This is a genomic window from Croceibacterium segetis (assembly GCF_011320115.1).
GTDB classification, from domain to species: Bacteria; Pseudomonadota; Alphaproteobacteria; order Sphingomonadales; family Sphingomonadaceae; genus Croceibacterium_B; species Croceibacterium_B segetis.
The window spans coordinates 65,244-86,656 of sequence record NZ_JAANOZ010000012.1 but is presented as its reverse complement, the minus strand read 5'-3'; the positions used below and the strand labels follow the sequence as shown (position 1 = coordinate 86,656).

23 protein-coding genes are annotated in these 21,413 nt (G+C 65.5%); 13 read left to right on the top strand and 10 right to left on the bottom strand.

Going from position 1 to position 21,413, the window contains the following annotated elements; genetic code table 11:
- Window positions 1-78 precede the first annotated feature (78 nt).
- From G7B69_RS17060 to G7B69_RS13280, 4 genes are all read right to left on the bottom strand, one after another.
- Window positions 79-297: a hypothetical protein gene (locus G7B69_RS17060; protein WP_166180062.1), complete on the bottom strand. Its 219-nt coding sequence runs from the start codon at window positions 295-297 to the stop codon at window positions 79-81.
- Between the two features lie 172 nt (window positions 298-469).
- Window positions 470-754 carry a glutathione S-transferase family protein gene (locus G7B69_RS13290; RefSeq protein WP_166180060.1) on the bottom strand — a complete coding sequence of 95 codons (285 nt, stop codon included), beginning with the start codon at window positions 752-754 and terminating at the stop codon, window positions 470-472.
- Window positions 755-914: 160 nt separating this feature from the next.
- The gene (locus tag G7B69_RS13285; RefSeq protein ID WP_166180058.1) at window positions 915-1,394 is read right to left on the bottom strand and encodes a hypothetical protein; all 480 of its coding nucleotides are present in this window, start codon (window positions 1,392-1,394) and stop codon (window positions 915-917) included.
- 32 nt (window positions 1,395-1,426) lie between these two features.
- On the bottom strand, window positions 1,427-1,984 hold the full coding sequence (locus G7B69_RS13280) for a helix-turn-helix domain-containing protein (RefSeq protein ID WP_166180056.1): 558 nt from the start codon (window positions 1,982-1,984) through the stop codon (window positions 1,427-1,429).
- Window positions 1,985-2,434: 450 nt separating this feature from the next.
- On the opposite strand from G7B69_RS13280, the gene G7B69_RS13275 reads away from it, so the two are divergent.
- The 7 genes from G7B69_RS13275 (at window position 2,435) to G7B69_RS13245 (ending at window position 9,402) form a co-directional block, all read left to right on the top strand.
- Window positions 2,435-3,364 (top strand): tyrosine-type recombinase/integrase, encoded by a 930-nt coding sequence (locus G7B69_RS13275; RefSeq protein WP_166180054.1) that lies wholly within the window; start codon window positions 2,435-2,437, stop codon window positions 3,362-3,364.
- A gap of 109 nt (window positions 3,365-3,473) precedes the next feature.
- Window positions 3,474-4,217 (top strand): glycosyltransferase family 2 protein, encoded by a 744-nt coding sequence (locus G7B69_RS13270; RefSeq protein WP_166180052.1) that lies wholly within the window; start codon window positions 3,474-3,476, stop codon window positions 4,215-4,217.
- A complete protein-coding gene (locus G7B69_RS13265) occupies window positions 4,214-5,374 on the top strand; it encodes a hypothetical protein (RefSeq protein WP_166180050.1) in 1,161 nt (386 codons plus the stop codon). Before G7B69_RS13270 ends, G7B69_RS13265 begins: the two co-directional genes overlap by 4 nt.
- A 44-nt stretch (window positions 5,375-5,418) precedes the next feature.
- A complete protein-coding gene (locus G7B69_RS13260) occupies window positions 5,419-6,330 on the top strand; it encodes a sulfite exporter TauE/SafE family protein (protein WP_166180048.1) in 912 nt (303 codons plus the stop codon).
- Between the two features lie 29 nt (window positions 6,331-6,359).
- Window positions 6,360-7,082 carry a TIGR02186 family protein gene (locus G7B69_RS13255; RefSeq protein ID WP_207786023.1) on the top strand — a complete coding sequence of 241 codons (723 nt, stop codon included), beginning with the start codon at window positions 6,360-6,362 and terminating at the stop codon, window positions 7,080-7,082.
- Between the two features lie 74 nt (window positions 7,083-7,156).
- Window positions 7,157-8,869 carry an ATP-binding protein gene (locus tag G7B69_RS13250; RefSeq protein ID WP_243415178.1) on the top strand — a complete coding sequence of 571 codons (1,713 nt, stop codon included), beginning with the start codon at window positions 7,157-7,159 and terminating at the stop codon, window positions 8,867-8,869.
- Window positions 8,870-8,970: 101 nt separating this feature from the next.
- Window positions 8,971-9,402: a PilZ domain-containing protein gene (locus G7B69_RS13245; protein ID WP_166180043.1), complete on the top strand. Its 432-nt coding sequence runs from the start codon at window positions 8,971-8,973 to the stop codon at window positions 9,400-9,402.
- Here the strand turns inward: G7B69_RS13245 and G7B69_RS13240 are convergent, their stop codons facing one another.
- The 3 genes from G7B69_RS13240 to G7B69_RS13230 all read right to left on the bottom strand — a co-directional run bounded on the left by G7B69_RS13240 (window position 9,403) and on the right by G7B69_RS13230 (window position 14,720).
- Complete coding sequence (locus G7B69_RS13240; RefSeq protein ID WP_166180041.1) at window positions 9,403-10,848, bottom strand: MATE family efflux transporter; 1,446 nt, start codon at window positions 10,846-10,848, stop codon at window positions 9,403-9,405.
- Window positions 10,848-11,585, bottom strand: coding sequence for a 7-carboxy-7-deazaguanine synthase QueE (locus tag G7B69_RS13235; RefSeq protein ID WP_166180039.1), 738 nt, complete (start codon window positions 11,583-11,585; stop codon window positions 10,848-10,850). Before G7B69_RS13235 ends, G7B69_RS13240 begins: the two co-directional genes overlap by 1 nt.
- Before the next feature lie 222 nt (window positions 11,586-11,807).
- A complete protein-coding gene (locus G7B69_RS13230) occupies window positions 11,808-14,720 on the bottom strand; it encodes a valine--tRNA ligase (RefSeq protein ID WP_166180037.1) in 2,913 nt (970 codons plus the stop codon).
- Window positions 14,721-14,835: 115 nt separating this feature from the next.
- Here G7B69_RS13230 and G7B69_RS13225 point away from each other — a divergent pair, with 115 nt between their 5' ends.
- From G7B69_RS13225 to G7B69_RS13210, 4 genes are read left to right on the top strand one after another with little or no spacing between them, the layout of a single operon-like run.
- On the top strand, window positions 14,836-15,945 hold the full coding sequence (locus G7B69_RS13225; protein WP_166180035.1) for an ABC transporter permease: 1,110 nt from the start codon (window positions 14,836-14,838) through the stop codon (window positions 15,943-15,945).
- Window positions 15,942-16,814, top strand: coding sequence for an ABC transporter ATP-binding protein (locus G7B69_RS13220; protein ID WP_166180033.1), 873 nt, complete (start codon window positions 15,942-15,944; stop codon window positions 16,812-16,814). The genes G7B69_RS13225 and G7B69_RS13220 overlap by 4 nt, the downstream gene beginning before the upstream one ends.
- Window positions 16,815-16,823: 9 nt before the next feature.
- Complete coding sequence (locus G7B69_RS13215; protein ID WP_166180031.1) at window positions 16,824-17,762, top strand: MlaD family protein; 939 nt, start codon at window positions 16,824-16,826, stop codon at window positions 17,760-17,762.
- 20 nt (window positions 17,763-17,782) lie between these two features.
- Window positions 17,783-18,370, top strand: coding sequence for an ABC-type transport auxiliary lipoprotein family protein (locus G7B69_RS13210; RefSeq protein WP_341479194.1), 588 nt, complete (start codon window positions 17,783-17,785; stop codon window positions 18,368-18,370).
- Here G7B69_RS13210 and G7B69_RS13205 read toward each other — a convergent pair.
- From G7B69_RS13205 to G7B69_RS13195, 3 genes are read right to left on the bottom strand one after another with little or no spacing between them, the layout of a single operon-like run.
- Window positions 18,367-19,065: an ATP12 family chaperone protein gene (locus G7B69_RS13205; protein WP_166180029.1), complete on the bottom strand. Its 699-nt coding sequence runs from the start codon at window positions 19,063-19,065 to the stop codon at window positions 18,367-18,369. The two genes, G7B69_RS13210 and G7B69_RS13205, sit on opposite strands and share 4 nt — an antisense overlap.
- Window positions 19,062-19,298 carry a hypothetical protein gene (locus G7B69_RS13200; protein WP_166180027.1) on the bottom strand — a complete coding sequence of 79 codons (237 nt, stop codon included), beginning with the start codon at window positions 19,296-19,298 and terminating at the stop codon, window positions 19,062-19,064. The genes G7B69_RS13205 and G7B69_RS13200 overlap by 4 nt, the downstream gene beginning before the upstream one ends.
- Window positions 19,291-19,947, bottom strand: coding sequence for an HAD-IA family hydrolase (locus G7B69_RS13195; RefSeq protein WP_166180025.1), 657 nt, complete (start codon window positions 19,945-19,947; stop codon window positions 19,291-19,293). The genes G7B69_RS13200 and G7B69_RS13195 overlap by 8 nt, the downstream gene beginning before the upstream one ends.
- Before the next feature lie 104 nt (window positions 19,948-20,051).
- Between G7B69_RS13195 and G7B69_RS13190 the strand changes: the two genes are divergently transcribed.
- Together G7B69_RS13190 and G7B69_RS13185 are read left to right on the top strand one after the other, a co-directional pair.
- The gene (locus G7B69_RS13190; protein ID WP_166180023.1) at window positions 20,052-20,585 is read left to right on the top strand and encodes a J domain-containing protein; all 534 of its coding nucleotides are present in this window, start codon (window positions 20,052-20,054) and stop codon (window positions 20,583-20,585) included.
- A gap of 79 nt (window positions 20,586-20,664) precedes the next feature.
- Window positions 20,665-21,402, top strand: coding sequence for a SpoIIAA family protein (locus G7B69_RS13185; protein WP_166180021.1), 738 nt, complete (start codon window positions 20,665-20,667; stop codon window positions 21,400-21,402).
- Window positions 21,403-21,413 lie beyond the last annotated feature (11 nt).

Sequence of the window (21,413 nt, the reverse complement as noted above, 5' to 3'; positions counted from 1 at the left end):
CGTTGGCTGTCGGGTGGGCAATCGAGGTGGGCGCTTGGGAAATGCGTCTGGGGCGCTCTGGAACCCCATAGAGCGCGTTTATCGTCGCGCTCGACGCTTGTGCCCGCGAAGAGCTGTCGCTGGCGCTCCTGGCGCCGGGAAGCTAAGTATGGCGCGGCGATCATCGTCGGCCTCTGGGTAGAACAGCGTGGCTCGACCGAACGGCAACTCAATGTCGTGGACGTTCTCCGGGTTCTTCATGAGGAGGAAGCCGAGATCACTCGCCGGCGAGTGGGTGGTGGAAATGGAGAGGAGCATGTGTGGTGACTATTCTAGACCAGACCGAGTGAACTGCGACAACCGATTAGCGGTAGACCAATCAATGAGTTTGCTGCGATGCAGTGAGATGGAGGGCGTTTTCTGGATGGTGTGGAAGCACCCGAAGTGTAACACGTAGAGGGTGGGGAAGACCCCTGTTATTGCAGTAAGATTAGAGTTTGAACGTCACATCTTCGAGACGGTTTGAGATAGACATGCGCATGCGGACCTTCTCGAGCTCGGCTTCTACTGATTGGACAACGTTTTCCAACTCATCGCGGGTTAGCTCGAAGCGCGCGGAGTCGGGGAGCGCCGCCAATCTCATTACTGCCTTGATCGCCTTGCTTGCCCATTTTTCCGCGAGATCGACGGAGCGCTCACGTTTTGTCGGTGTTTCGCTTGATACCATGTTGATTCCCTTTCTATTCTTGGCTGCTCCAATGTCGGAGTCATTCATTGATTCTGTTTCTTGCCATCGCGCTTCACTCGTCCTGCGTCAGCGCATGCTCCAGGAATGACCGCCTGTTGGCAGCCTCGCCGGAATGGCTGACAGCGGTGGCCCGTCGGCGACAGGGTCGCTGGTCTCGCGAATTGAAATGCGAGATATTTGACCAGCGTCAGGGCTGGCGGTGGAAGTCGCTAGACAAGAAGTAAGGAGCGTCCGCGGCGATGACGCCCTTCGAGGCGTATCGGCCGAAGCCGTCGTTGTGCGCTTCTTCGATGAAGACCGATCCGGCTCCCCGGGTTGACTGCCGCCAAATATATTCAAGATAACCAGTCGCCGCCTTGGCGCTTGGAAAGCAGCTAATGAACGGGCGAAGATTGGCGAGTGCGTGCAGGTGAGCATTCGTTTCGAGATGCTCGGGAAAGGCGACGCAAAGAAATCGGTCAGCGGTGGGAACGCCCTGAACGTTCTTGCGACCGTGGCGCACTCGATCGACATGAAGACAGAAGCGCGAAAAAATGGAACGGAGGCGCGGCAGCGTAAGGCTGCGGTCAGTGTTAAGCGTCAGCGCATGCGGCAGATCGAGGGCGTCGAACCATTCCAGCAGACCATTGCGGACTTTCCGAGCGGTAAATATGGGGGTGTAGTGCATGCGCTTGAGTGTATGCTAACAAACACTCATTTTCAAGAGGCATATTCGAGAAAAGCCTCAATCCCGGCGAGATCATCCTGCGGCATCCCCTGAGCGGATATTTCAGGGCGCAGCTGCCGAAGCAGCAGTATCGTGGGCAGTTCGGCAATCGAAAGCCAGCGTCGCGCTGGCGACCGGTCGGAGACAACCTCACGAAGGACCCGCTTATGCTCTTCGGGAAGATGGCCGAGGGCCGAGCCAGCCAGAAGCTCCAGCTCGGCGGTGAAAGGGTTGGATGACGAGTCTATTTGGCTTGGTAGGCGGAGCACTTCCGTCGATCCTGGGTGTCGTTGCTCGAGGACCGCCATGAAGAATTTGCGGGGATCCAGCCCGACCACCTCGGCGATTTCGACGGCGCGATCGATCGGTATCGGGACGCGACCGGTCGCCATGTGGCTGATGACCACCGTCGCCTTGTAGCCGAGTTCGCGCGCGGCTGCCCGCGTGGAAAGTCCGCGTTCGTTGGCGGCCCTTTCGAGTCCAGCCTTGAGCATCTTGGTCGCTTCCGTTCCCTTGAACGGGAAATCACAGTCGGCGGCGTCAGTGGGCATCTTGACTTTCTCCCGATGCGTGTTAGATGACACTCATGGGCTGCGTTAGCAAGAAAAGAATTTATTCGGCGAGTAGCATCGCGGTCCTGAGGATGGATACCGCATGCCCGCTCGGCGCCGCGCATCGCAAGCTCGAACGATCCACCTCGGGTGGACTCTGAGGCATGGGCAAACGCGCTGCATCTTTAGTCCAGGCCGATTACGACCGTGCGGTGAAGGCTTTGACGAAGGCCGGCTTGAGACCGGACATCATCTTTGATCTGACCAGGAACACAGTGACGGTAACGGCTTCCACGAACGAAAACTCGAAGCAAGGGTCGAACTGGAAGGAAAGGGCTCCAGATCGTGTCTAGGCCAGTCACCTGGCCGGGAGTGAGGCGAAAGAGAGCGAAAGGCCGGGACTATTACTATTGGGCCCGGACCAATCCTTGGACCCGCCTTCCCGATCCTATGGCTGATCCTGACGGTTTCATGCGTAAGCTTTCGCAGCTGCAGCGCATTGATGCGTCTAATGATGAGCAGCGCCGGACAGGCACATTCGGTGCCTTGGTGGACGAATACCGCGGGTCCAAACATTTCCGTGAGAAGTTGAGCGCCAACACTCGAACCTCCTACAATCGCTATATCAAGCGTCTGCTTGTCGCCTACGCTGATGCACCGCTCGATGAGCTCACGCCCGAAGACATTCAGCGTCGGGTGCTTGACGCGAACGAGGATACCCCCGGCGCGGCTGATATGATGCTGACCGTGATGCGGACGCTCTATGGCTATGCGAAAAAGCGGCATCGCGGCCTGTCGGATTGGACGGAAGGGCTGGAATATTTCGGCAATCAGACGGAGCGCGAGCCGTGGCCTGCCGAACTGTTGCAAGATGCGCTTACGAGCGACGACCCGCTGTTCCGCCGCGCAGTCATTCTCGCACTATACACCGGCCAGCGCCCAGGGGACGTGTGCGCCATGACTTGGGGCTCAATATCAGGTGATATGGTCCGTGTGCGGCAGCAAAAGACAAAGACCGCGCTCGAGATCCCGATGCACGAGAATCTCAAATCGATGATCGACGAACTTCCCCGCTCCGATCGGCATCTGTTTTTGCTAAGCAACAAGCGCGGTGATCCGCTTGCCGCCTCGTTGTTTCTCCGCTGGTGCTGGGATTTCAGCCGTGCGCGCGGATTAAATCATACGCCGCACGGCCTTCGCAAGAATGCCGCCATCGAGCTCTTCGAAGCAGGCTGCACCACGGCGGAGGTTGCCGCCATCACCGGACACAAGTCTCTTTCAATGCTGGAGCACTACGGCAAGCGCCGTTCCCAACCGAGAATTGCGCGGGCCGCCACAGAAAAGTGGCAGGCCAAAACGAAGCGGGAACGGGAAAACTAACCCGCTAAGGGAAAACCGAGCGCGCAACATGCTGAAAACACTAGCGAAATTGTAGTTCGCAATAAGCAGCCACTATTGCGAAGAGTTCGCCGAAGCCCACGGCAAATCGATGGTCGTGCGCGGTGAGCTTGGCGCCGCGTTACCGGCGGCAGGAGTCGGTTGTGCATTCTCGCGCCCGTTGCTCGGCGCGATCGCCGAGAACATGCCCGGCGCGGGACCGTTTGCGACCGACTCCCTGACGGAGGACTACGAACTCGGCCTCAAGATCAAGGCTGCGGGCGGCACTGCATGGTTCCTCCGCGCGCGCGGCGAGGACGGCCAATTGGTCGCAACGCGCGCCTGCTTCCCGCCGACCCTGTCGCAAGCGGTGCGGCAGAAGGCACGTTGGGTCCACGGCATTGCGCTACAGGGATGGGACCGCCTCGGCTGGAGCGGCGGACCGGCGGAGCGCTGGATGCGGCTGCGTGATCGCCGCGGCCCGTTAGCCGCGCTCGTCCTGTTCGCCGCCTATCTGCTGCTCGTTCTTTCGACCGTGCAGTGGTTGATCGATCTGTTTGGCTTCGGGCGGCCATGGCAGTCGAGCGGAGTGCTCGACGCGATGCTGTGGGCCAATCTCGCCAGCTTCCTTTGGCGAGCGGTGATGCGCTTCGCCTTCACAGCTCGTGAATACGGCTGGGCGGAAGGCTTTCGGGCGATGCTGCGGATTCCATCCGCCAACTTCATCGCCATTATGGCCGGATGGCGGGCACTGGCCGCTTATGTCGCCTCGTTGTTCGGCGCCCGTCCGCGCTGGGAGAAGACGGCGCATTATGCGCACGCCGCTGAGCTGATCACGGCGGAAATCGCTGCGTGAAGGCCAGGTTCAAAACAACCAAGGGGCGTCCAGGTGAGCCGCTTCTGGTCCTGGCGCTGATCGTCGGCGGCTGGTTGGCGATGCGGGTGATGTTGTGGGAAGCTCCGTTCGAACTCCCCCGGCTCGCGGAGACACCGAGGGCGGCTAGACGACCGACTCCGCCGAACCATCGCCCGATCCGCGACGCGGCGCCAGGCAAACCCGCCTCGCCGGTGATACCGGGGCCGACGGACGCGCCCATGACCGTGCCGCTGCCGGCATCGTGGGCTACCGTCGGCGTGCAAGCCGAGCCTGACGCGACTGTCAACGTGATCAAGAGGCCATCGGCGCAGCAAATCGTCAGCCAACAACTGCTGCTCGCGGTGGCCTTCGCACATATGGAATTGCCCTTGGATATCGCCGCCTATTTCATTTCCAGCGAACGTAGCCAGACTACCGCGCCGGCGCGCGTCGACAAATCGGCGCGCCCGGAACAATCGGTCGTGGCCCGGCGGGCGGCGAACGCGGAACGCTGGGCGGGCGACGCGTGGCTGTTGCTGCGTAACGGCTCGAGCGGTCCGATCGCGGTGAGCGAGCCGTCGTACGGCCGAAGTCAGGCAGGCGCGGTGCTCGGGTATCGCCTGGCGCCATCGAGCGGGCACCGGCCGACTGCTTACGTTCGCACGACCCGTGCCCTTTCCGGGCCGCGGGAGAGCGAAGTCGCCGCCGGTTTCACGGCGCGCCCGGTTGCCGGCGTTCCGTTGCGGGTGGCGGGCGAGGTACGAGTGAGCGAGGGGCCCGCCGGCCGCGAGGTGCGCCCGGCCGGGTTCGCGGTCACCGAGCTTCCACCGGCGAAATTGCCGCTCGGGCTGCGCGCCGAGGCTTACGTGCAAGCCGGCTACGTCGGCGGACGTTATGCCACGGGGTTCGTCGATGGCCAGGCGAGGATCGACGGGCATGTCGCGCGAGTGGGCCGGAACGCCGAGCTCCGGGCCGGGGGTGCCGTGTGGGGCGGGGCGCAAAAGCACGTGGGGCGGCTCGACGTCGGCCCAAGTGCTGCGCTCAGCTTTCGCCTCGGTGAGGCGCAGTCGCGCGTGGCGCTCGACTACCGCGTGCGGGTGGCGGGCCCGGCCGCGCCGGAAAGCGGGCCTGCGTTGACGATTTCGGCGGGATTCTAGGGCTCGCGCCTTCATAAGCCCGCCAGCATGCGGTAGGTCACGGCATGCACGTCTACCTCCCCATCGCGAACCTCGCGGTCAACGGGCTGGTGATCATCCTGCTTGGTGCGATCACCGGAATCCTCTCGGGGATTTTTGGCGTCGGCGGCGGCTTTCTGACGACACCGCTGCTGATCTTCTACGGCATCCCGCCGACGGTGGCGGCGGCCTCGACGGCGACCACCGTGACCGGTGCCAGCGTCTCGGGCCTGTTCGCCTATAGCCGCCGCAACGGGGTCGATTACCAGATGGGCGCGGTGATGGTCGCCGGCGGCATTCTCGGCACCCTGATCGGCAGCGGCATCTTCAACCTGCTCCAGTCGATCGGCCAGATCGATACCGTAATCAACCTGCTCTACGTGGTCCTGCTCGGGACGATCGGCTCGTTGATGGGGCGTGAGAGCCTGCAGGCATTGCGGCACAAGGAAGGCGCGCCACGGCGAGCGGCCAAGCGGCGCCACCATCCGCTGGTGAGCAGCTTGCCGATGCGCTGGCGTTTCTATCGCTCCGGGCTGTACATCTCGCCCTTTGCGCCGCTGATCCTGGGCATCGTGATCGGCGTACTGACCACGCTGATGGGCGTCGGCGGCGGCTTCATCCTGGTGCCGGCGATGCTCTACGTGCTCGGTATGAGCGCCGGGGTGGTCGTCGGCACATCGCTGTTCCAGATCCTGTTCACGACCATGGCGGCGACGATGATGCACGCGCTGACGACCCACGCGGTCGACATGGTGCTAGCCGGGCTGCTGCTGCTCGGCTCGGTCACCGGGGCGCAAGTGGGCGCCAAGATCGCCGTCTCCGCAAAACCCGAAATTCTCCGCCTGATCCTTGCGGCGATCGTTCTCGCGGTGGCGATAGCGATGGCTTTCCAGCTCGGCGTGCGCCCGGGCGAAATCTATTCGGTGGTGCCGCTGTGACCCGCGTCGCGCTCGCGCTGCTGGCGTTCATGGCCCTTGTCGGGGCGCGCGATCCGATTCTCGTGCCGGAAGTCTCGCAGCACGAGGTCCAGGTGCGGCAAGGCTTCATCGGCACCGAGTTGCTGCTGTTCGGGGCCATCCTCGAGCCGGACGGCCGCCGCGCCGGTCGCGATTACGACATCGTTGTCGTCCTCAAGGGTCCGACCGATCCGATCCGGCTGCGCGAGAAGCAGAAGATTCTCGGCATCTGGATCAACGCCGACAGCACTGCGTTCCGTTCCGCTCCGTCGTATTTCGCAGTGGCGAGTTCGAGGCCGATCAGCGAGATCGTCGACGAGCGAACGGCGGCGATTTACGAGCTTGGGCTCGATTACCTGCAGTTGTCGCCGATCGGCTCGATCGATCCGGCCGAGCAGGCGCGCTTCACCCGGGGTTTGGTTGAGATGCGCGGCCGCGAGGGCCTCTACCGCGAGGACCCGAAGGGGGTCTCGATCAGCGAGCAGGTGCTCTATCAGGCGCGCATCGCCCTGCCGTCGAACGTCCAGACCGGCCGCTACACCGCAGAAACTTTCGCGATCGCCCGCGGCCGGGTGATCGCGTCCGCCAGCGCCGAGGTCGAGGTCCACAAGCGCGGCTTCGAGCGTCTCGTGGCCGACTACGCGCAGAACGATTCGTTCCTCTACGGGTTGGTCGCGGTTGCCCTCTCGCTTGCCATGGGTTGGCTCGCCCACCGGCTTTTTGCGTTCATCTAACTTCACGATTGACCCGATCTTAACCTCGTCGCGGTAGCTGCGAGGCTGATTTTCTTGGCGGGAACCGTGACTTCATGACCGACATGCCGACGCAGCAATTTCAGACGTTCGACCCCGCTACCGAACCCGGCGCCGTGAAGGCGGATGCTCGCCGGCCCACGCCCGCCTCGCACGCGGGTTCGGCCGATAGCGCGCAACAGCCGATCGGCGTAGTGCTCGAAATTGCCGGCTCGGGTTCGATGATCGCGCTCGATCTTCAGCGCCTGACCGAATGCTCGAAGGACCCAGATCCCTCGGTCTCGCTCGCCGGCCAGGTCGGCAGCCAGGTCAAGATCAAGACCAACGACGGCTGGCTGCTTGCCAGCGTGCGCAACCAGAAGCAGGATCGCCGCGCCGACGGAATTCTCGCCAACATCGACTTCATGGGCGAGGGCGACGAGGAAAAGCTCACCGGTCGGATCCACGGCTTCCGCCGCGGCGTCACCCGCTATCCCATCCCGGGCGCGATGGTCTATCCAGCGACCACCGCCGACCTCAAGCAGATCTATGCCTCCGACGGCCGCAGTTCGATCCAGGTCGGCACCGTCTACCCGACAAGCGACATCCGCGCCGGCCTCTATGTGGACGCCATGCTCGGCAAGCATTTCGCGCTGCTTGGCTCGACCGGCACCGGCAAATCGACCAGCGCCGCGCTGATCCTCCACCGCATCTGCGAATCCGCCCCGCAGGGTCACATCGTGATGATCGATCCGCACGGCGAATACGCCGCGGCGTTCAAGAACACCGGCATGATCTTCGACGTCAGCAACCTGCAGATGCCGTACTGGCTGATGAATTTCGAGGAGCACTGCGAAGTGTTCCTCACCTCGACCGGCAACGACAAGCAGGAAGACTCGGACATTCTCGCCAAGTGCCTGCTCAAGGCGCGCGCCAAGAACCGGCTGGCCGAGCAGATCGGCAAGATCACCGTCGATTCGCCGATCCCGTACCTGCTGTCGGATCTGACCAACATCGTCCAGGACGAGATGGGCAAGCTCGACAAGGCGACCAGTACCGCGCCGTTCATGCGGATCCGCACCAAGATCGACGAGCTCAAGGCCGATCCGCGCTACCAGTTCATGTTCTCCGGCATGCTCGTCGGCGACACGATGGCCGACTTCCTCGCCAAGATCTTCCGCATGCCGAGCGCCGGCAAGCCGATCGCGATCGTCGACGTCTCGGGCGTCCCGTCGGACATTACCAGCACGGTGGTCGCGGTGCTCAGCCGGATGGTGTTCGACTTCGCCATCTGGGGCCGCGAGGAGAAGACCCGGCCGATCCTGCTCGTCTGCGAAGAAGCGCACCGTTACGTGCCGAACGAGAAGAACGCCGACGGCAGTTCGGTCGGCCGCATCCTCAGCCGCATCGCCAAGGAAGGCCGCAAGTACGGCATCTCGCTCGGCCTGATCACCCAGCGCCCGTCGGACCTTGCCGAGGGCGTGCTGTCGCAATGCGGCACGATCATCTCGATGCGCCTCAACAACGACCGCGACCAGGCCTTCGTCAAGGCGGCGATGCCCGAAGGCGCACGCGGCTTCCTCGATTCGATCCCGGCGCTGCGCAACCGCGAATGCATCATGTGCGGAGAAGGCGTGGCGATCCCGATGCGCGTTTCGTTCGACAACCTCGAGGAAGTGAAGCGCCCGGCGTCGGAGGACCCGAGCTTCACCGAACTGTGGCGCATGTCCGGCGGCGAGGAGGAAGCGGTGCAGCGCACCGTCCAGCGCTGGCGCAGCCAGGGCAAATAGGACCCGGCCAGCCGCACGGCTTGGTTAATTTCCCGCCACCCCGGCGTTAACTGGTGTTTCGGGAAAGCCCCTTATTCCTTTCGCCAAAGGGAAGGGGAATCATGGGGCTAGTGGACCAGAGAGCGGCGTTTCGCTTTCCGACCGACCTGCGCGCCGACTGCCGGATGGCGGGCCGGTCGTGGGAGTCGCGGCTGTGCAACATCTCGACGACCGGGTGCATGATGATCTGCCCCGAAGACGGCTTGCCCGATGGGTGGATGCTGCGCCTAAGGGTGCGCACCTTGCCGGCGATCGACGCTGAGATCGTCTGGCAGCACCGCGGCCATGCCGGCCTCAAGTTCCTCGTTCCGCTTCGTTCGGACTCGATGGAGCACCTCGGCTTTCACTTGCCCGACACGACCCATGGGCGGCCGCCGCCGCTGCGTCCGCACCAGCTCCCCGAGCCGGCCGGACTGCATGCCCAGCTCGTCAAGCGCGGTGTCGTGCCCGAGACGCTGCCCGACAGCTCGTCGCCCAAGGCGCTGGTGCGCTAGTCACAGGTTCGGGGCGTACCGCCCGGCCGGCTGCCCGTCGGCCTGCGACTGCTCCTGCGCTTCCTCGCTGGTCTCCGGGATCGCGTGCTTGCGCCAGTTGGAGAAGCGATAGAACCACCAGCCGAGGATCAGGCCGGCGATCGAGCCGACGGTGAACGACCACCAGATCGCGTCGGCGCCGAGCCAGCCGTAGGTCAGGAAATAGAAGCCGAGGCGCACCGGATAAAGCGCGACGGCGATGATGATGAGCGGTACGATCACCGCGCCACCCGCGCGCATCGTCGCCGAATAGACCATCGTCACACCGAACAGCATGAAGCTCCAGACCGAGATCACCTGGATGTGCCGGCCGATTTCCACCGCCGGGCTTCCGGGCCCGAGAAACAGCCCGAGCGCCGCGCGGTCGAACAGCAGCAGGATCGCCGTCAGCACCCCGGTCATCAGGAAGTTGACCAAGACTCCCGCGCGGGTGACGTGGTCGAGCCGGTCCCACTTCTTTGCGCCGATCATCTGCGCGGCCATCGCGCTGACCGCTCCGCCGATCGCCATCGCCGGCATCTGGACATAAGTGAACAGCTGCATCGCCGCGCCATAGGCGGCGGTCATCATCAGCCCTTCGCGGTTGACCAGGCCGACGATGATGATCCCCGCGGCGCTCATCACCAGCATCTGCGCGCCCATCGGGATGCCCTTGAGGACGATGAAGCCCAGCTCCTCGCGCACGGGCATGAGGTACTTCAGCTCGGCCCCGCGCAGCCGCAGCGGCAGGTCCTTGCGGTACACGTAGACGAGCATCCCGAAGAACGAGACCAGGCTGGCGATGATCGTCGAGATCGCCGAGCCGGCGATGCCGAGCTTCGGAAACGGGCCGACGCCGGCGATCAGCATCGGATTGAAGATCATGTCAATCGCCACGGTCACGCCCATGAAGATCAGCGGAGTGCGCGCATCGCCGGTTCCCCGCAGGCCCATCGTGAGGATCACCGAGACCATCATGAACGGCAGCGAGACGAACATCAGCCGGATGTAGGTCAGCGCCAGGCCATAGGCGTTGCCCGGCGTATCGAGCAGGGTGAGCAGCGCCGGCGCGCCGAGCCAGCCGAGCAGCGCGATGGCCACCATCACCAGCAGGGCAAAGCCGACCGCGCTGCCGAAGGTCCGCCGCGCGCCGTCGATGTCGCGCGCGCCGAAGCGCTGGCCGATCTTGACAGTGCCGGCCATGCCGAAACCAAACGCCGCGCTGGCGACGAGGAACATGATGATGTTGGCGTTGGCCGTGGCAGCCAGCGCGTCTTCGCCGATCAGCCGGCCGACCCAGATCGAGTTGACCGTGCCCGAGAGCGACTGGAGGACGCTGCTCATCAGGGTCGGCACGCTGAACATGAGCAGCGTGCGCATGATCGGGCCTTCGGTCAGGTCTCCGCGCATGGGAGTTCGCGATGCCATCAAGTCCCCCTGGTATCCCCGTAAAGTTCGATGTGCAGTCTCTTGGACAGTGTCAACCGGTGCTCGAGGCATTCCTGTGCAAGCCATGCCTCGCGGGCGTGCAGCGTCGCCGCATCGGTGCCCTCCGCCATCAGCCACACGCGTGTCCGGGGAATCGCGAAGCGCTCGGCGAGAGCGAGGACTTCGGCGATATCGGTGGGCTCGGCGATGACGAACTTGAAGGCAGCGCGCGGGTTGGCGGCCCATTCGGCGAGGCGCTCGGGGATCAGCGCGAGTTCGGCCGGGTTGCCCGAATGCGCGAGCTTGGGGCTGACGTTGTACTGATCGATCAGCGCATCGAGCGCGGGGGTGGCGGCGACGGTGCCATTGGTCTCGACCTCGACCGCGACGCCTTCGGGCAGCCGCGCCAGCATGCGGGCGAGGGCGGGCGCCTGCAGCAGCGGCTCGCCGCCAGTGACCACCAGCCGCGGCTGGCCGAGCGCGGCGATACGCGCGGCCACGTCCTCCTCGCTCAGCGTGACCTGGTTGGCCTGGCGGTCATAGGTTTCGTCCGACCGGTGCGGCCGGTTGTCGCCCGTAAAGCGCCAGGTGTAGGCCGTGTCGCACCACTGGCAGGCGAGGTTGCAGCGCGACAGCCGCACGAACGCGCACGGCTTGCCGGCCGAGGGGCCTTCGCCCTGGAGCGAGGCGAATATCTCCGCTTCGCCGGGGCTTGTGGCGGCAAGGACCAGGGTCACGGGGCGGGTGACACTTTACGGACCCTGTCACCCTGGTGTCGCCCACTCAGCGTATTGATATAAAAGGAAAAATATCTCCCGCGACAGGGTGACACTTCTCCAACCAGAATACGCAAATCGCGGCGGCGCATGGCGAATCCAACAAGTGTCGAACGGCCCCGCACGCTGGCAGGCGGAGGCGATGTAGGAAAGCGATTTTGATCCAACAAAATCCGGCTTGAGCTACCCCAGCCGCGCCAGCGCCGCTTCGAGACGTGCCACCTCGGCGGCATGGTGGGCGTGGTCGGCGCGGGCCTTGTCGACCGCCTCGGGCTTGGCGCGTTCGACGAAGCTCGGGTTGGCGAGGCGGCCTTCGAGCGCCTTGGCTTCCTTGCTCGAGGCTTCGAGCGCTTTCGACAGCCGCGCCTTTTCGGCGTCGATGTCGATCACGCCTTCGAGGGGGATGACAAACAGGTCGCCGCCCGCGCTGACTTGCAGAGCGGCGCCGTCCGGGGCTGGGGCGGCGTGTACTGCGGACAGCCGGGCGAGCCTTTCGAGCGCGGCGGAGTTGCCGGCAATGCCCTGGCGTGCGCGGTCCGACGGGTTGGCGATGAACGCTTCGAGCTTCGCGCCGGGGGCGATGCCGAGCTCGTTCTTGGCGGCGCGCAAGTTGGAGGTGAGCTCGATCAGCCAGTCGACCTCGGCTTTCGCCGCCTTGTCGACCTTGGCCTCCGGCTGCGGCCACTTCGCCACGATCAGCTCGTAGGGCCGCGCGCCTTGCGCGTGCCACAGCTCCTCGGTGATGAACGGCATGAACGGGTGCAGCATGACCAGGATCTGGTCGAGCACCCAGCCGGCGACGGCCTTGGTCTCGGCGTCGATCTGGCCCTTGATGAGCTCCAGGTACCAGTCGCAGAAGCGGTCCCACGTGAAGTGGTAGATCGCGCCCGCAGCAGCGTCGAAGCGCAAGTCGGCCATCGCCTTGTCGAGTTCGGCGAGGGTCTCGACCACTTCGCCGACGATCCACTTGTTGACCGCCAGCGTGGCTTGCGGCGCGGCAACCGACTGGCTCGCGCCGATGCCGTTGGCCTGGCAGAAGCGCGTGGCGTTCCACAGCTTGGTGGCGAAGTTGCGGTAGCCTTCGACCCGGCTCTCATCCATCTTGATGTCGCGGCCCTGGCTTTCCATCGCCGCCATGAAGAAGCGCAGCGCGTCGGCGCCGAACTTGTCGATCAGGCCGAGCGGATCGACCACGTTGCCCTTCGACTTGGACATCTTCTGCCCGTCGGGCGCGCGCACCAGGCCGTGGAGGTAGAGCCGTCTCCACGGCACCTCGCCCATGAAATGCATCCCCTGCATCGCCATCCGCGCGTCCCAGAAGAACAGGATGTCGAAGCCGGAAATGAGCAGGTCGTTGGGGTAGTGGCGCTGGACGAGCGACCCGGACCCCCCCGTTCCGTTCGTGTCGAGCGAAGTCGAGACACCAGTGCGCCGCATCTCGACTTCGCTCGATGCGAACGGAGGTTGATTGGAAGTTTCCTCGGGCCAACCCAGCGTGGCGAAGGGCCACAGGGCGCTGGAGAACCAGGTATCGAGGACGTCCTCGTCGCGATAGATATTGTAGATTGTGAGATTGGATTTCGCCGCTTCTTGAGCATTGCAGAGCGCGTCCATCTCAGCGTCCAGCTCTTCAGTCGTGACCACAGCTGCGGTCCGGCCTGCGAGCAAGGGCGTATCTCGACCAAGGTCATCGACGTAAGCTTGAGCGAGAGCCAGGGCTTGCTCTTCCGTCTCCGCGACGAAGACTTTCGGACGTCCGGTGAATTCCAGATGGGCAGAGCCGTCTTCGTCGGCATTCACCTTGATTGCGGTCCCATACCATGCCGGTATCCGATGCCCCCACCACAACTGCCGCGACACGCACCACGGCTGGATGTTCTCCATCCAGTTGAAGAAGGTCTTTTCCCAGCTCTTGGGGACGATTTCGATCCGGCCCTCGCGCACCGCCTGCATCGGCGGCTGGGCCAGGGTTGCGGCGTCGACGTACCACTGGTCGGTCAGCCACGGCTCGATCACCACCCCGCCGCGGTCGCCGAAGGGGGTCGGGATGGTGCGGTCCTCGGTCGCTTCGAGCAGCCCTTGCGCGGCGAGCATTTCGACCACCCGCTCGCGCGCCTCGAAGCGGTCGAGGCCGACGAGGTTTTCGGGGATCAGGCCGTCGGCGGTCTGGGTGACCTTGCCTTCTGCGTCGAGCATGTTGAGCATTTCCGAGGGCTTGAAGCCCACTCTTTTGCCCACTTCGAAGTCGTTGAAGTCGTGCCCGGGAGTGATCTTGACCGCGCCCGACCCAAGCTCGGGATCGGCGTGCTCGTCGAACACGATGGGGATCTCGCGGCCGGTGATCGGCAGCTTCACCCGCGCCCCGTCGGCCACCAGCGCGGCATAGCGCTCATCGCTCGGATGCACCGCCACGGCCATGTCGGCGAGCATCGTCTCGGGCCGGGTGGTGGCGACCGAAATGTGCCCGTCACCCGAAGCTAAAGGATACTTGAGGTGCCAGAAATGGCCCTGGATTTCCCGTGTCTCGACTTCGAGGTCGCTGATCGCGGTCTTGAGCTTGGGGTCCCAGTTGACCAGCCGCTTGTCGCGGTAGATCAGCCCTTCGTTGTAGAGATCGACGAACACCTTGGTCACCGCGCGCGTGAAGTGCGGGTCCATCGTGAACTGCTCTCGGCTCCAGTCCATCGAGCAGCCAAGGCGCCTGAGCTGGCGGGTGATCTGGCCTCCGCTTTCGGCCTTCCACTCCCACACCTTGTCGACGAATTCCTCGCGCGAATAGTTGGTGCGCTTGTCCTGCCGCTCCTCGAGCTGGCGCTCGACGACCATCTGCGTGGCGATGCCCGCGTGGTCGGTGCCGACCACCCACAGCGCGTCCTTGCCGCGCAGCCGCTCGTAGCGCACGACCACGTCCTGCAGCGTGTTGTCGAGCGCGTGACCGATGTGCAGCGAGCCGGTGACGTTGGGCGGCGGGTTGACCAGCGTGAAGGGCTCGGCGTCGGGCCGCTCGGGCCGGAACAGGCCGTTCGTCTCCCAGTGGGAGTACCATTTCGCCTCGATCGCGGCGGGGTCGAAAGTCTTGTCGAGCTGGCTTGTCATAGGGCCCCGCGCCTTTGCCAGCGCCCGTGAGGGGGCGCAAGCCGCGCGTGCGTCGCCGGCACAGGGGGCGGGTTCGCCTTGCCGCGGCCCGAATTTGCCAGCATAGCAGCGCCCTATGCGCGAGTGGGCGGCCTACAGCCTTGAAGAAAAGGACGGACGCACCGCGCTCGTCGTGACCGGCCCGCTGCTTATCTCGACCATCGGCGCGCTCGACCGCGAGCTGCGCGCGTTCGAAGGCGAAGTCGACACGGTCGATCTTTCGCAGAGCGGCGCGATCGATACCGTCGGCGCGTGGACCCTGCTCCGCTTCGCCCGTGAGAAGAAGGCCGAAGTCACCGGTGCGGGCAAGCAGGCGCAGCGGCTGCTCAAGGCGGTCGAGGAAGCCGAGAGCAGCGCCGACATCGAGCCGCGGCGCGCCCGGCTGCGGTTGCGGGTGCCCGAGACGGTCGGCCGCTACGTCATCGCGTTCGGCCACGAATCGCGCAACATGATCGGGTTCGCCGGGCATATCATCGTCTCGTGGCTCGGCATGATGCGGCACCCTTCGCGCATCCGCATGAAGGCGGTCGTGCGCCAGTTCGAGCTGGTCGGCGTTTCGGCGCTCGGGATCATCGGGTTGATGAGCTTCCTGATCGGCATCGTCATCGCCCAGCAGGGCGCGGCGCAGCTCGAGCAGTTCGGCGCCGAGATCTACACCATCAACCTGACCGGCCGGCTGAGTCTGCGCGAGCTCGGCGTGCTGATGACCGCGATCATGGTCGCCGGCCGCTCAGGCTCGTCGTTCGCCGCGCAGATCGGCACGATGAAGCTGACCGAGGAAGTCGACGCGATGCGCACGATCGGCGTCTCGCCGATGGAGGCGCTCGTGATCCCGCGCGTCGCCGCGGCGGTGCTGATGATGCCGCTGCTGGGGTTCTATTCGGCGGTGCTGTCGATCATCGGCGGCGCCTTCATCGCCATGCTCACGCTCGACATTCCGTTCGTGACCTTCCTCCGCCGGATCCAGGAAGTCGTCCCGCTGTTCGACGTCTGGGTCGGGCTGATCAAGGCGCCGGTGTTCGGCCTGATCATCGCGCTTACCGGCTGCTACCAGGGCATGCAGGTCAAGGGCGATTCCGAGCAGGTTGGCCTCAGGACCACGATGGCGGTGGTCCAGGCGATCTTCCTGGTCATCGTGCTCGATGCCTTCTTCGCGGTGTTCTTCACCGAGGTCGGCTGGGGATGAGCGAAGAGAAAATCGAACGCGAGGTCGCCGCCGAAGCGATTCCGGAGGTTGCCGATCACTTCGACGGCGAGTTCCCGATCGTCGTCCAGGGGCTCAAGAATTCGTTCGGCAATCAGGTTGTCCACGAAGGGCTCGATCTCAAGGTCCGCCGCGGCGAGGTGCTCGGCGTGGTCGGCGGCTCGGGCACCGGCAAGTCGGTGCTGATGCGCTCGATCATCGGTCTGCAAGTGCCCGAGGAAGGCTCGATCGAGGTCTTCGGGCACGAGATCATCGGCGCCAATCCGGAAGACGGCCTGGGCCTGCGCAGCCGCTGGGGCGTGCTGTTCCAGGGCGGCGCGCTGTTCTCGACGCTGACCGTCGGCGAGAACGTCGAGGTGCCGCTCAAGCAGTTCTACCCCGAGCTGCTGCCCGAGCTGATGCACGAGATCGCCCGCTACAAGGTGGTCCTTTCGGGCCTGCCGGAGGACACCGCGAGCAAGTATCCGGCCGAGCTGTCGGGCGGGATGAAGAAGCGCGCCGGGCTTGCCCGCGCGCTGGCACTCGATCCCGAGCTGCTGTTCCTCGACGAGCCGACCGCCGGGCTCGACCCGATCGGCGCCGCGCGCTTCGACGAGCTGACCCGCGAGCTGGCCGACACGCTCGACCTGACCGTGTTCCTGATCACTCACGATCTCGACACGCTCTACGCCATCTGCGACCGGGTGGCGGTGCTCGCCGACGGCAAGGTCATCGCCGTCGGCACGATCCCCGAGCTGCTCGAGAGCGACCACCCGTGGATCCAGGAATACTTCAACGGCCCGCGCGGGCGGGCGGCTCAGGCGGGCATCGCGGGCAAAACCGTAGACTCGCACGAGCAAACAGGGGAATAGGGGCGCCGCATGGAGACACGCGCGAACTACGTCTGGGTCGGCGCCATCACGCTGCTGCTGCTGGCGGCGCTGGCTGCCTTCATCGTCTGGATCGCCGGTTTCGGGGCGTCGAGCAACAAGCACTACGACATCTTCTTCCCGCAAGCGGTCGAAGGGCTCGCCGAAGGCAGCCAGGTGACCTTCTCCGGGGTGCCCGTCGGCAAGGTCGACGAGATGAAGCTGTGGAAGAAGGACCCGCAATTCGTCCAGGTGCGCATCAGCGTGAAGGAGGATACGCCGATCCTGCAGGGCACCACGGCCACGGTGCTCGGCTCGTTCACCGGCGTCTCGACGATCCAGCTCGACGGCGGACGTCCCGGCGCGCCGCCGATCACCCGCCCGGGGCGTGACGGGTTGCCCGAGATCCAGCCCAAGGCCGGCGGCCTCGGTGCGATCCTGTCGAGCGCGCCGCAGCTGCTCGACAGCCTGACCACGCTGACCGACCGGCTGACCGAGCTGCTCAATCCCGAGAACCAGCGCTCGATGGACCACATCCTCGAGAACACCGACCGCATGACCAAGCACCTGGCCGATGCCTCGCCGCGGGTCGACGCGGTGCTCGCCCAGCTCCAGGCGACGCTCGCCCAGGCCGACCTCACACTGGCGCAGTTCCAGGAGACGCTCGGCTCGACCGACCGCCTGCTCAACAAGGAAGGCCCGTCGCTCGCCGACGAACTGCGGCAGACGCTGGCCTCGGCGCGCAAGGCGGCGGATTCGCTGCAGGCGACGATGGAAGACACCCGCCCGGCGGCGCGCGAGCTGTCGGAAAGCACGTTGCCCGCGGCCGAGGCGGCGATTCGCGACCTGCGGCGCACGACCGCGGCGCTGCGGCAGATGACCGAATCGATCCAGGACAACGGCGCCGGGAGCCTGCTCAAGGGCAAGCAGTTGCCGGACTACAAACCGTGACGCGACAGGGGATGCAGCGGATGAAGACGAAAGCCAGAGCGATCGGCGCCGCCGCGGCCGTATGGGCGCTCGCCGGGTGCGTCAGCCTGGGCGGGAAAGTGCCCGAACAGCTGCTCAACCTGACTGCCGCCAGCACCGTGCCCGCCGGCGCCTCGGCCAGTGGCACGAGCGCGACCGCGCTGACGGTGCTCGACATCCAGGCGCCGCAGGAGCTCGACGTGACCCGCGTTCCGGTGCGGATCAACAGCTCTAGCCTCGCCTACCTCAAGGATGCGCAATGGGTCGAGAAGCCGGCGCGGCTGTTCGAGCGGCTGCTGTCGGACACGATCAGGGCCAGGGGCAACCGGCTGGTGGTGACCGGCACCGATCTCGAATACGCGGCGGCGACCAAGCTTTCGGGCACGCTCGCCGAGATGGATTACGACCCCGCGCTGGGCGCAGCGGTGGTTCGCTTCGACGCGGTCATGCAAACCGGTGGGCGACAGATCCAGACCAAACGCTTCGAAAGCGTCGTCCCGGGCGTGGCGGCGGAGGCGGGCGCAGTCGGCGGCGCGCTCAACCGCGCCGCAAACGATGTAGCGGCGCAAGTCGCGGAGTGGGTCGGCTAGGCGCTGCGCGCCAATTGGGCGAACTCGTACGCTTTGCGGAAGGACTCCAGGCGCCGCGCGCGGTCTTCCTCGGCTTGCCACTCCCATCCCCATAGCTCGGCCTGCCAGTCCTGCTCGCAATTCGAAGCCGCAAACAACGCGTCCGGATCGGCATCGGGCTCGAGCGCGAGCAGGCCGACGGTCAGCGACGCGGCGAGATTGGTGAGCGTTTCGAGCGCGGCGAGGGTGAACGGGTCGAGCGTTTCCAACACCGCTCGCAGCCGACCCAGCGTTTCCACGGGTTGCGGGCGGTGCACGATACCGCTCACGCGGTCGAGCCGCAGCCCATGGCGAGCTTCGATGGCAAGCAGCAGCGGCTCCCACAGCTCCTGCTGGCGGCGGTAGAGGGGCTCGTCGGGATCGGCGCGATAGCACAGCGTATCCGTCTCGGCGTACGGCAGCAGCCGCGCGGCGGAGGTGGCGGGATCGGGCACCACATGGTCGATGGCGAAATCGGCGAGGTCGCGCAAAGCGAAGCTCCTGGGGTCGATCTCCGCGCCTTGTGCGCGCCACTCCTCGGCCATCGCCCCGGCCAGTCCGCGGGTGGGCACGACTTGCGGTGCGCCGCCCTGGGTGCGAATGGGCCGTCCGTCGAGCGTCAGGCGGAAGCCGCCTTGCGCGGACTCGACCGCTACATCCTTGTAGAAGCGCTTCATGCGTCGGGCGTGCGCCACTTCCGGGTGAGGACCTGCGGCACCGCGAAGACATCGAACAGGCCCGCGGCGATCAACAGGTAGCTGAACACGTCGGGCAGGTCGATCACGTCGCCGATGTCGAGCAGCCCGACGACGACCATCGCCACCCCGACAAGCCGGGTGAGGTTGATCACCATCCAGCGGGTGCGGGCGTCGGCGTCGTCGGGGCGCTCTTCGGGGGGGCGGCTAGCCATCGATCAGGTCCTCCAGTTCGGCGGCGGTGAAGGCGACCGCCTCGGCGCCCGCTTCCAGCAATTCATCGGGCGCATGATAGCCCCAGGCGACCCCGATGGCCCGGCACCCCGCGGCGCGGGCCATGGCGATGTCGAACGAGGTGTCGCCGATCATCACCGTCTCGCCCGGTTCCGCCCCGGCTTCGAGCATCGCCGCCGCGAGCATCGCGGGATCGGGCTTGGACGGGTGGCGGTCGGCGGTCTGCAGGGTGACGAACAGGTCGAAGATGCCGTGGTTGACGAGGCACCCGTTGAGCCCGCGGTCGGACTTGCCGGTGGCGACGCCGAGCAGCCAGCCCTTGCCGTGGAGCGATCGCAGCAGCTCGGCGATGCCTTCGTAGAGCGGCTCGGCAACGAGCCCCTGCTCGCGGGCCTTGAAGAACGCCGCGCGGTACGCATCGACGATTTCGCCGTGCATCGCCGGCGTTTCGCCGGGCGCGAGGTGGCGCACTGCGACGGGCAGGCTCAGTCCGACGATGCGGCGAATCTCGTAGTCGGGGGGCACCGGCAGCGCGACGGCGGCGAAGGCCCCGGCCATTGCCGCGCAGACGGCCGCCTGCCCGTCGCTGATCGTTCCGTCGCAGTCGAAAACGGCAAGGCGGGCGGGCATGCGCAGCCCATGCCCGCCCGCGCCGGGAGGTGCAAGGCACCAACAGGCCTTGGAGCTTAGGCCTTGCGCCCCTATCAAGGAGCCATGGTCAAGAAAGTGACGCCATGAGCCGCCCCCGCCGCTCGGTCGACTGGGGCTTTCCGCGCTGGCGCGGCTACGGCGGCTCGCGCGAGACGACCACCGTGCGCCTGTGCGATCGGCACGGCTGCGAGGAGCCGGGCAATTGCCCCGCGCCGAAATCCCCCAACAGCCCCGAACGGTGGTATTTCTGCCAGCGGCACGCGGCCGAGTACAACCGCCAGTGGGATTATTTCGAAGGCCTCGACAAGGAAGAGGCTGCCGCCCGAGAGAAGTCGGAGAACCAGGCCAACGCCGGCTATTCGGAAGCGGCGCACTACGGCTGGGCCGGCAGCGGCGACGGCACCCGCAGCGCCGACGAGATGCGCGCGCTCGAACTGCTCGGGCTCGAGAGCGACGCCGACTTCGAGGCGGTCAAGAAGGCCTGGCGGGCCAAGGCCAAGGAAGTCCACCCCGACGTCAACCCGGGCGATGAGCAGGCCGCAAAGCTGTTCCAGGCCTACAGCCTCGCCTACGAAGTCCTCCGCCACGCCGAGGAACGGCGCGAATGGGGCGGGTGATCCCGCTCTAGGTTAACTCGGCGGAAGCGTTTTGCCGCGCCCGGTGTTATCTCCCTCCGTCCCCCAAAAGGAGGGAATCATGATCGGCATAGATTTTCCGTTCGACAACGTGGTCGCGCTGACGCCCGAGGGCGCGCTGAGCGAGGAAGATTTCGATCGCGTCGCACAAGCGATCGACGGCCACATCAATGAGCACGACGCGGTGCCCAACATCCTCGTCCAGGTTCGCGGAATCCCGCACTGGGCGAGCCTTTCCGCCATGAGCCGGCACTTCCATTTCGTGAAGGAGCACCAGCGGCTGGTGAAGAAGGTGGCGATCGTCGGCGACGTCGGCCTGCTCGGCATGCTGCCGCCGCTGATCGACCACTTCGTCGGCGCCAAGGTGCGGCACTTTCCCGAGGAAAAGATCGCCGCCGCGCGCGACTGGGTGCAGGAGGACGAGGACCACCCGGGCCGCTTCGAGACCATCGCCGGGCTGCCGGGCGATGTCGTCGCGCTGAAGGTGAGCGGGATCATAACCTCGCAGGACTATCGCGACATGCTCGTGCCGCTGGTCGACGAGAAGCTCAAGGAGCACGACCGGCTGAAGTTCCTCATCGTAGTCGACGACGACTTCGTTTCGTACTCGCCCGAGGCCGCCTGGGACGATGCCCGCTTCGGCTTCAGCCACTGGGCCGATTTCAGCCGTATCGCGGTGGTCACCGACATCGGCTGGATCCGCACCGCGAGCCGGCTGTTCGCCCCGCTGATGCCCGCCGAGTTGCACATCTTCGCGCTCGACGAGTTGGAAGACGCGAAAGGCTGGATCAAGCGCTAGCGCTTTGGCAT

What these genes read in the sequence shown, in the direction of transcription:
- G7B69_RS13255 (WP_207786023.1), top strand. Translation starts at nt 6,360, where the DNA reads ATGGCCCTTGTCGGGGCGCGCGATCCGATTCTCGTGCCGGAAGTCTCG.
- G7B69_RS17060 (WP_166180062.1), bottom strand. Translation starts at nt 297, where the DNA reads ATGCTCCTCTCCATTTCCACCACCCACTCGCCGGCGAGTGATCTCGGC.
- G7B69_RS13215 (WP_166180031.1), top strand. Translation starts at nt 16,824, where the DNA reads ATGGAGACACGCGCGAACTACGTCTGGGTCGGCGCCATCACGCTGCTG.
- G7B69_RS13210 (WP_341479194.1), top strand. Translation starts at nt 17,783, where the DNA reads ATGAAGACGAAAGCCAGAGCGATCGGCGCCGCCGCGGCCGTATGGGCG.
- G7B69_RS13230 (WP_166180037.1), bottom strand. Translation starts at nt 14,720, where the DNA reads ATGACAAGCCAGCTCGACAAGACTTTCGACCCCGCCGCGATCGAGGCG.
- G7B69_RS13290 (WP_166180060.1), bottom strand. Translation starts at nt 754, where the DNA reads ATGAATGACTCCGACATTGGAGCAGCCAAGAATAGAAAGGGAATCAAC.
- G7B69_RS13190 (WP_166180023.1), top strand. Translation starts at nt 20,052, where the DNA reads ATGAGCCGCCCCCGCCGCTCGGTCGACTGGGGCTTTCCGCGCTGGCGC.
- G7B69_RS13270 (WP_166180052.1), top strand. Translation starts at nt 3,474, where the DNA reads ATGGTCGTGCGCGGTGAGCTTGGCGCCGCGTTACCGGCGGCAGGAGTC.
- G7B69_RS13205 (WP_166180029.1), bottom strand. Translation starts at nt 19,065, where the DNA reads ATGAAGCGCTTCTACAAGGATGTAGCGGTCGAGTCCGCGCAAGGCGGC.
- G7B69_RS13285 (WP_166180058.1), bottom strand. Translation starts at nt 1,394, where the DNA reads ATGCACTACACCCCCATATTTACCGCTCGGAAAGTCCGCAATGGTCTG.
- G7B69_RS13220 (WP_166180033.1), top strand. Translation starts at nt 15,942, where the DNA reads ATGAGCGAAGAGAAAATCGAACGCGAGGTCGCCGCCGAAGCGATTCCG.
- G7B69_RS13200 (WP_166180027.1), bottom strand. Translation starts at nt 19,298, where the DNA reads ATGGCTAGCCGCCCCCCCGAAGAGCGCCCCGACGACGCCGACGCCCGC.
- G7B69_RS13195 (WP_166180025.1), bottom strand. Translation starts at nt 19,947, where the DNA reads ATGCCCGCCCGCCTTGCCGTTTTCGACTGCGACGGAACGATCAGCGAC.
- G7B69_RS13280 (WP_166180056.1), bottom strand. Translation starts at nt 1,984, where the DNA reads ATGCCCACTGACGCCGCCGACTGTGATTTCCCGTTCAAGGGAACGGAA.
- G7B69_RS13250 (WP_243415178.1), top strand. Translation starts at nt 7,157, where the DNA reads ATGACCGACATGCCGACGCAGCAATTTCAGACGTTCGACCCCGCTACC.
- G7B69_RS13245 (WP_166180043.1), top strand. Translation starts at nt 8,971, where the DNA reads ATGGGGCTAGTGGACCAGAGAGCGGCGTTTCGCTTTCCGACCGACCTG.
- G7B69_RS13185 (WP_166180021.1), top strand. Translation starts at nt 20,665, where the DNA reads ATGATCGGCATAGATTTTCCGTTCGACAACGTGGTCGCGCTGACGCCC.
- G7B69_RS13275 (WP_166180054.1), top strand. Translation starts at nt 2,435, where the DNA reads ATGGCTGATCCTGACGGTTTCATGCGTAAGCTTTCGCAGCTGCAGCGC.
- G7B69_RS13225 (WP_166180035.1), top strand. Translation starts at nt 14,836, where the DNA reads ATGCGCGAGTGGGCGGCCTACAGCCTTGAAGAAAAGGACGGACGCACC.
- G7B69_RS13240 (WP_166180041.1), bottom strand. Translation starts at nt 10,848, where the DNA reads ATGGCATCGCGAACTCCCATGCGCGGAGACCTGACCGAAGGCCCGATC.
- G7B69_RS13260 (WP_166180048.1), top strand. Translation starts at nt 5,419, where the DNA reads ATGCACGTCTACCTCCCCATCGCGAACCTCGCGGTCAACGGGCTGGTG.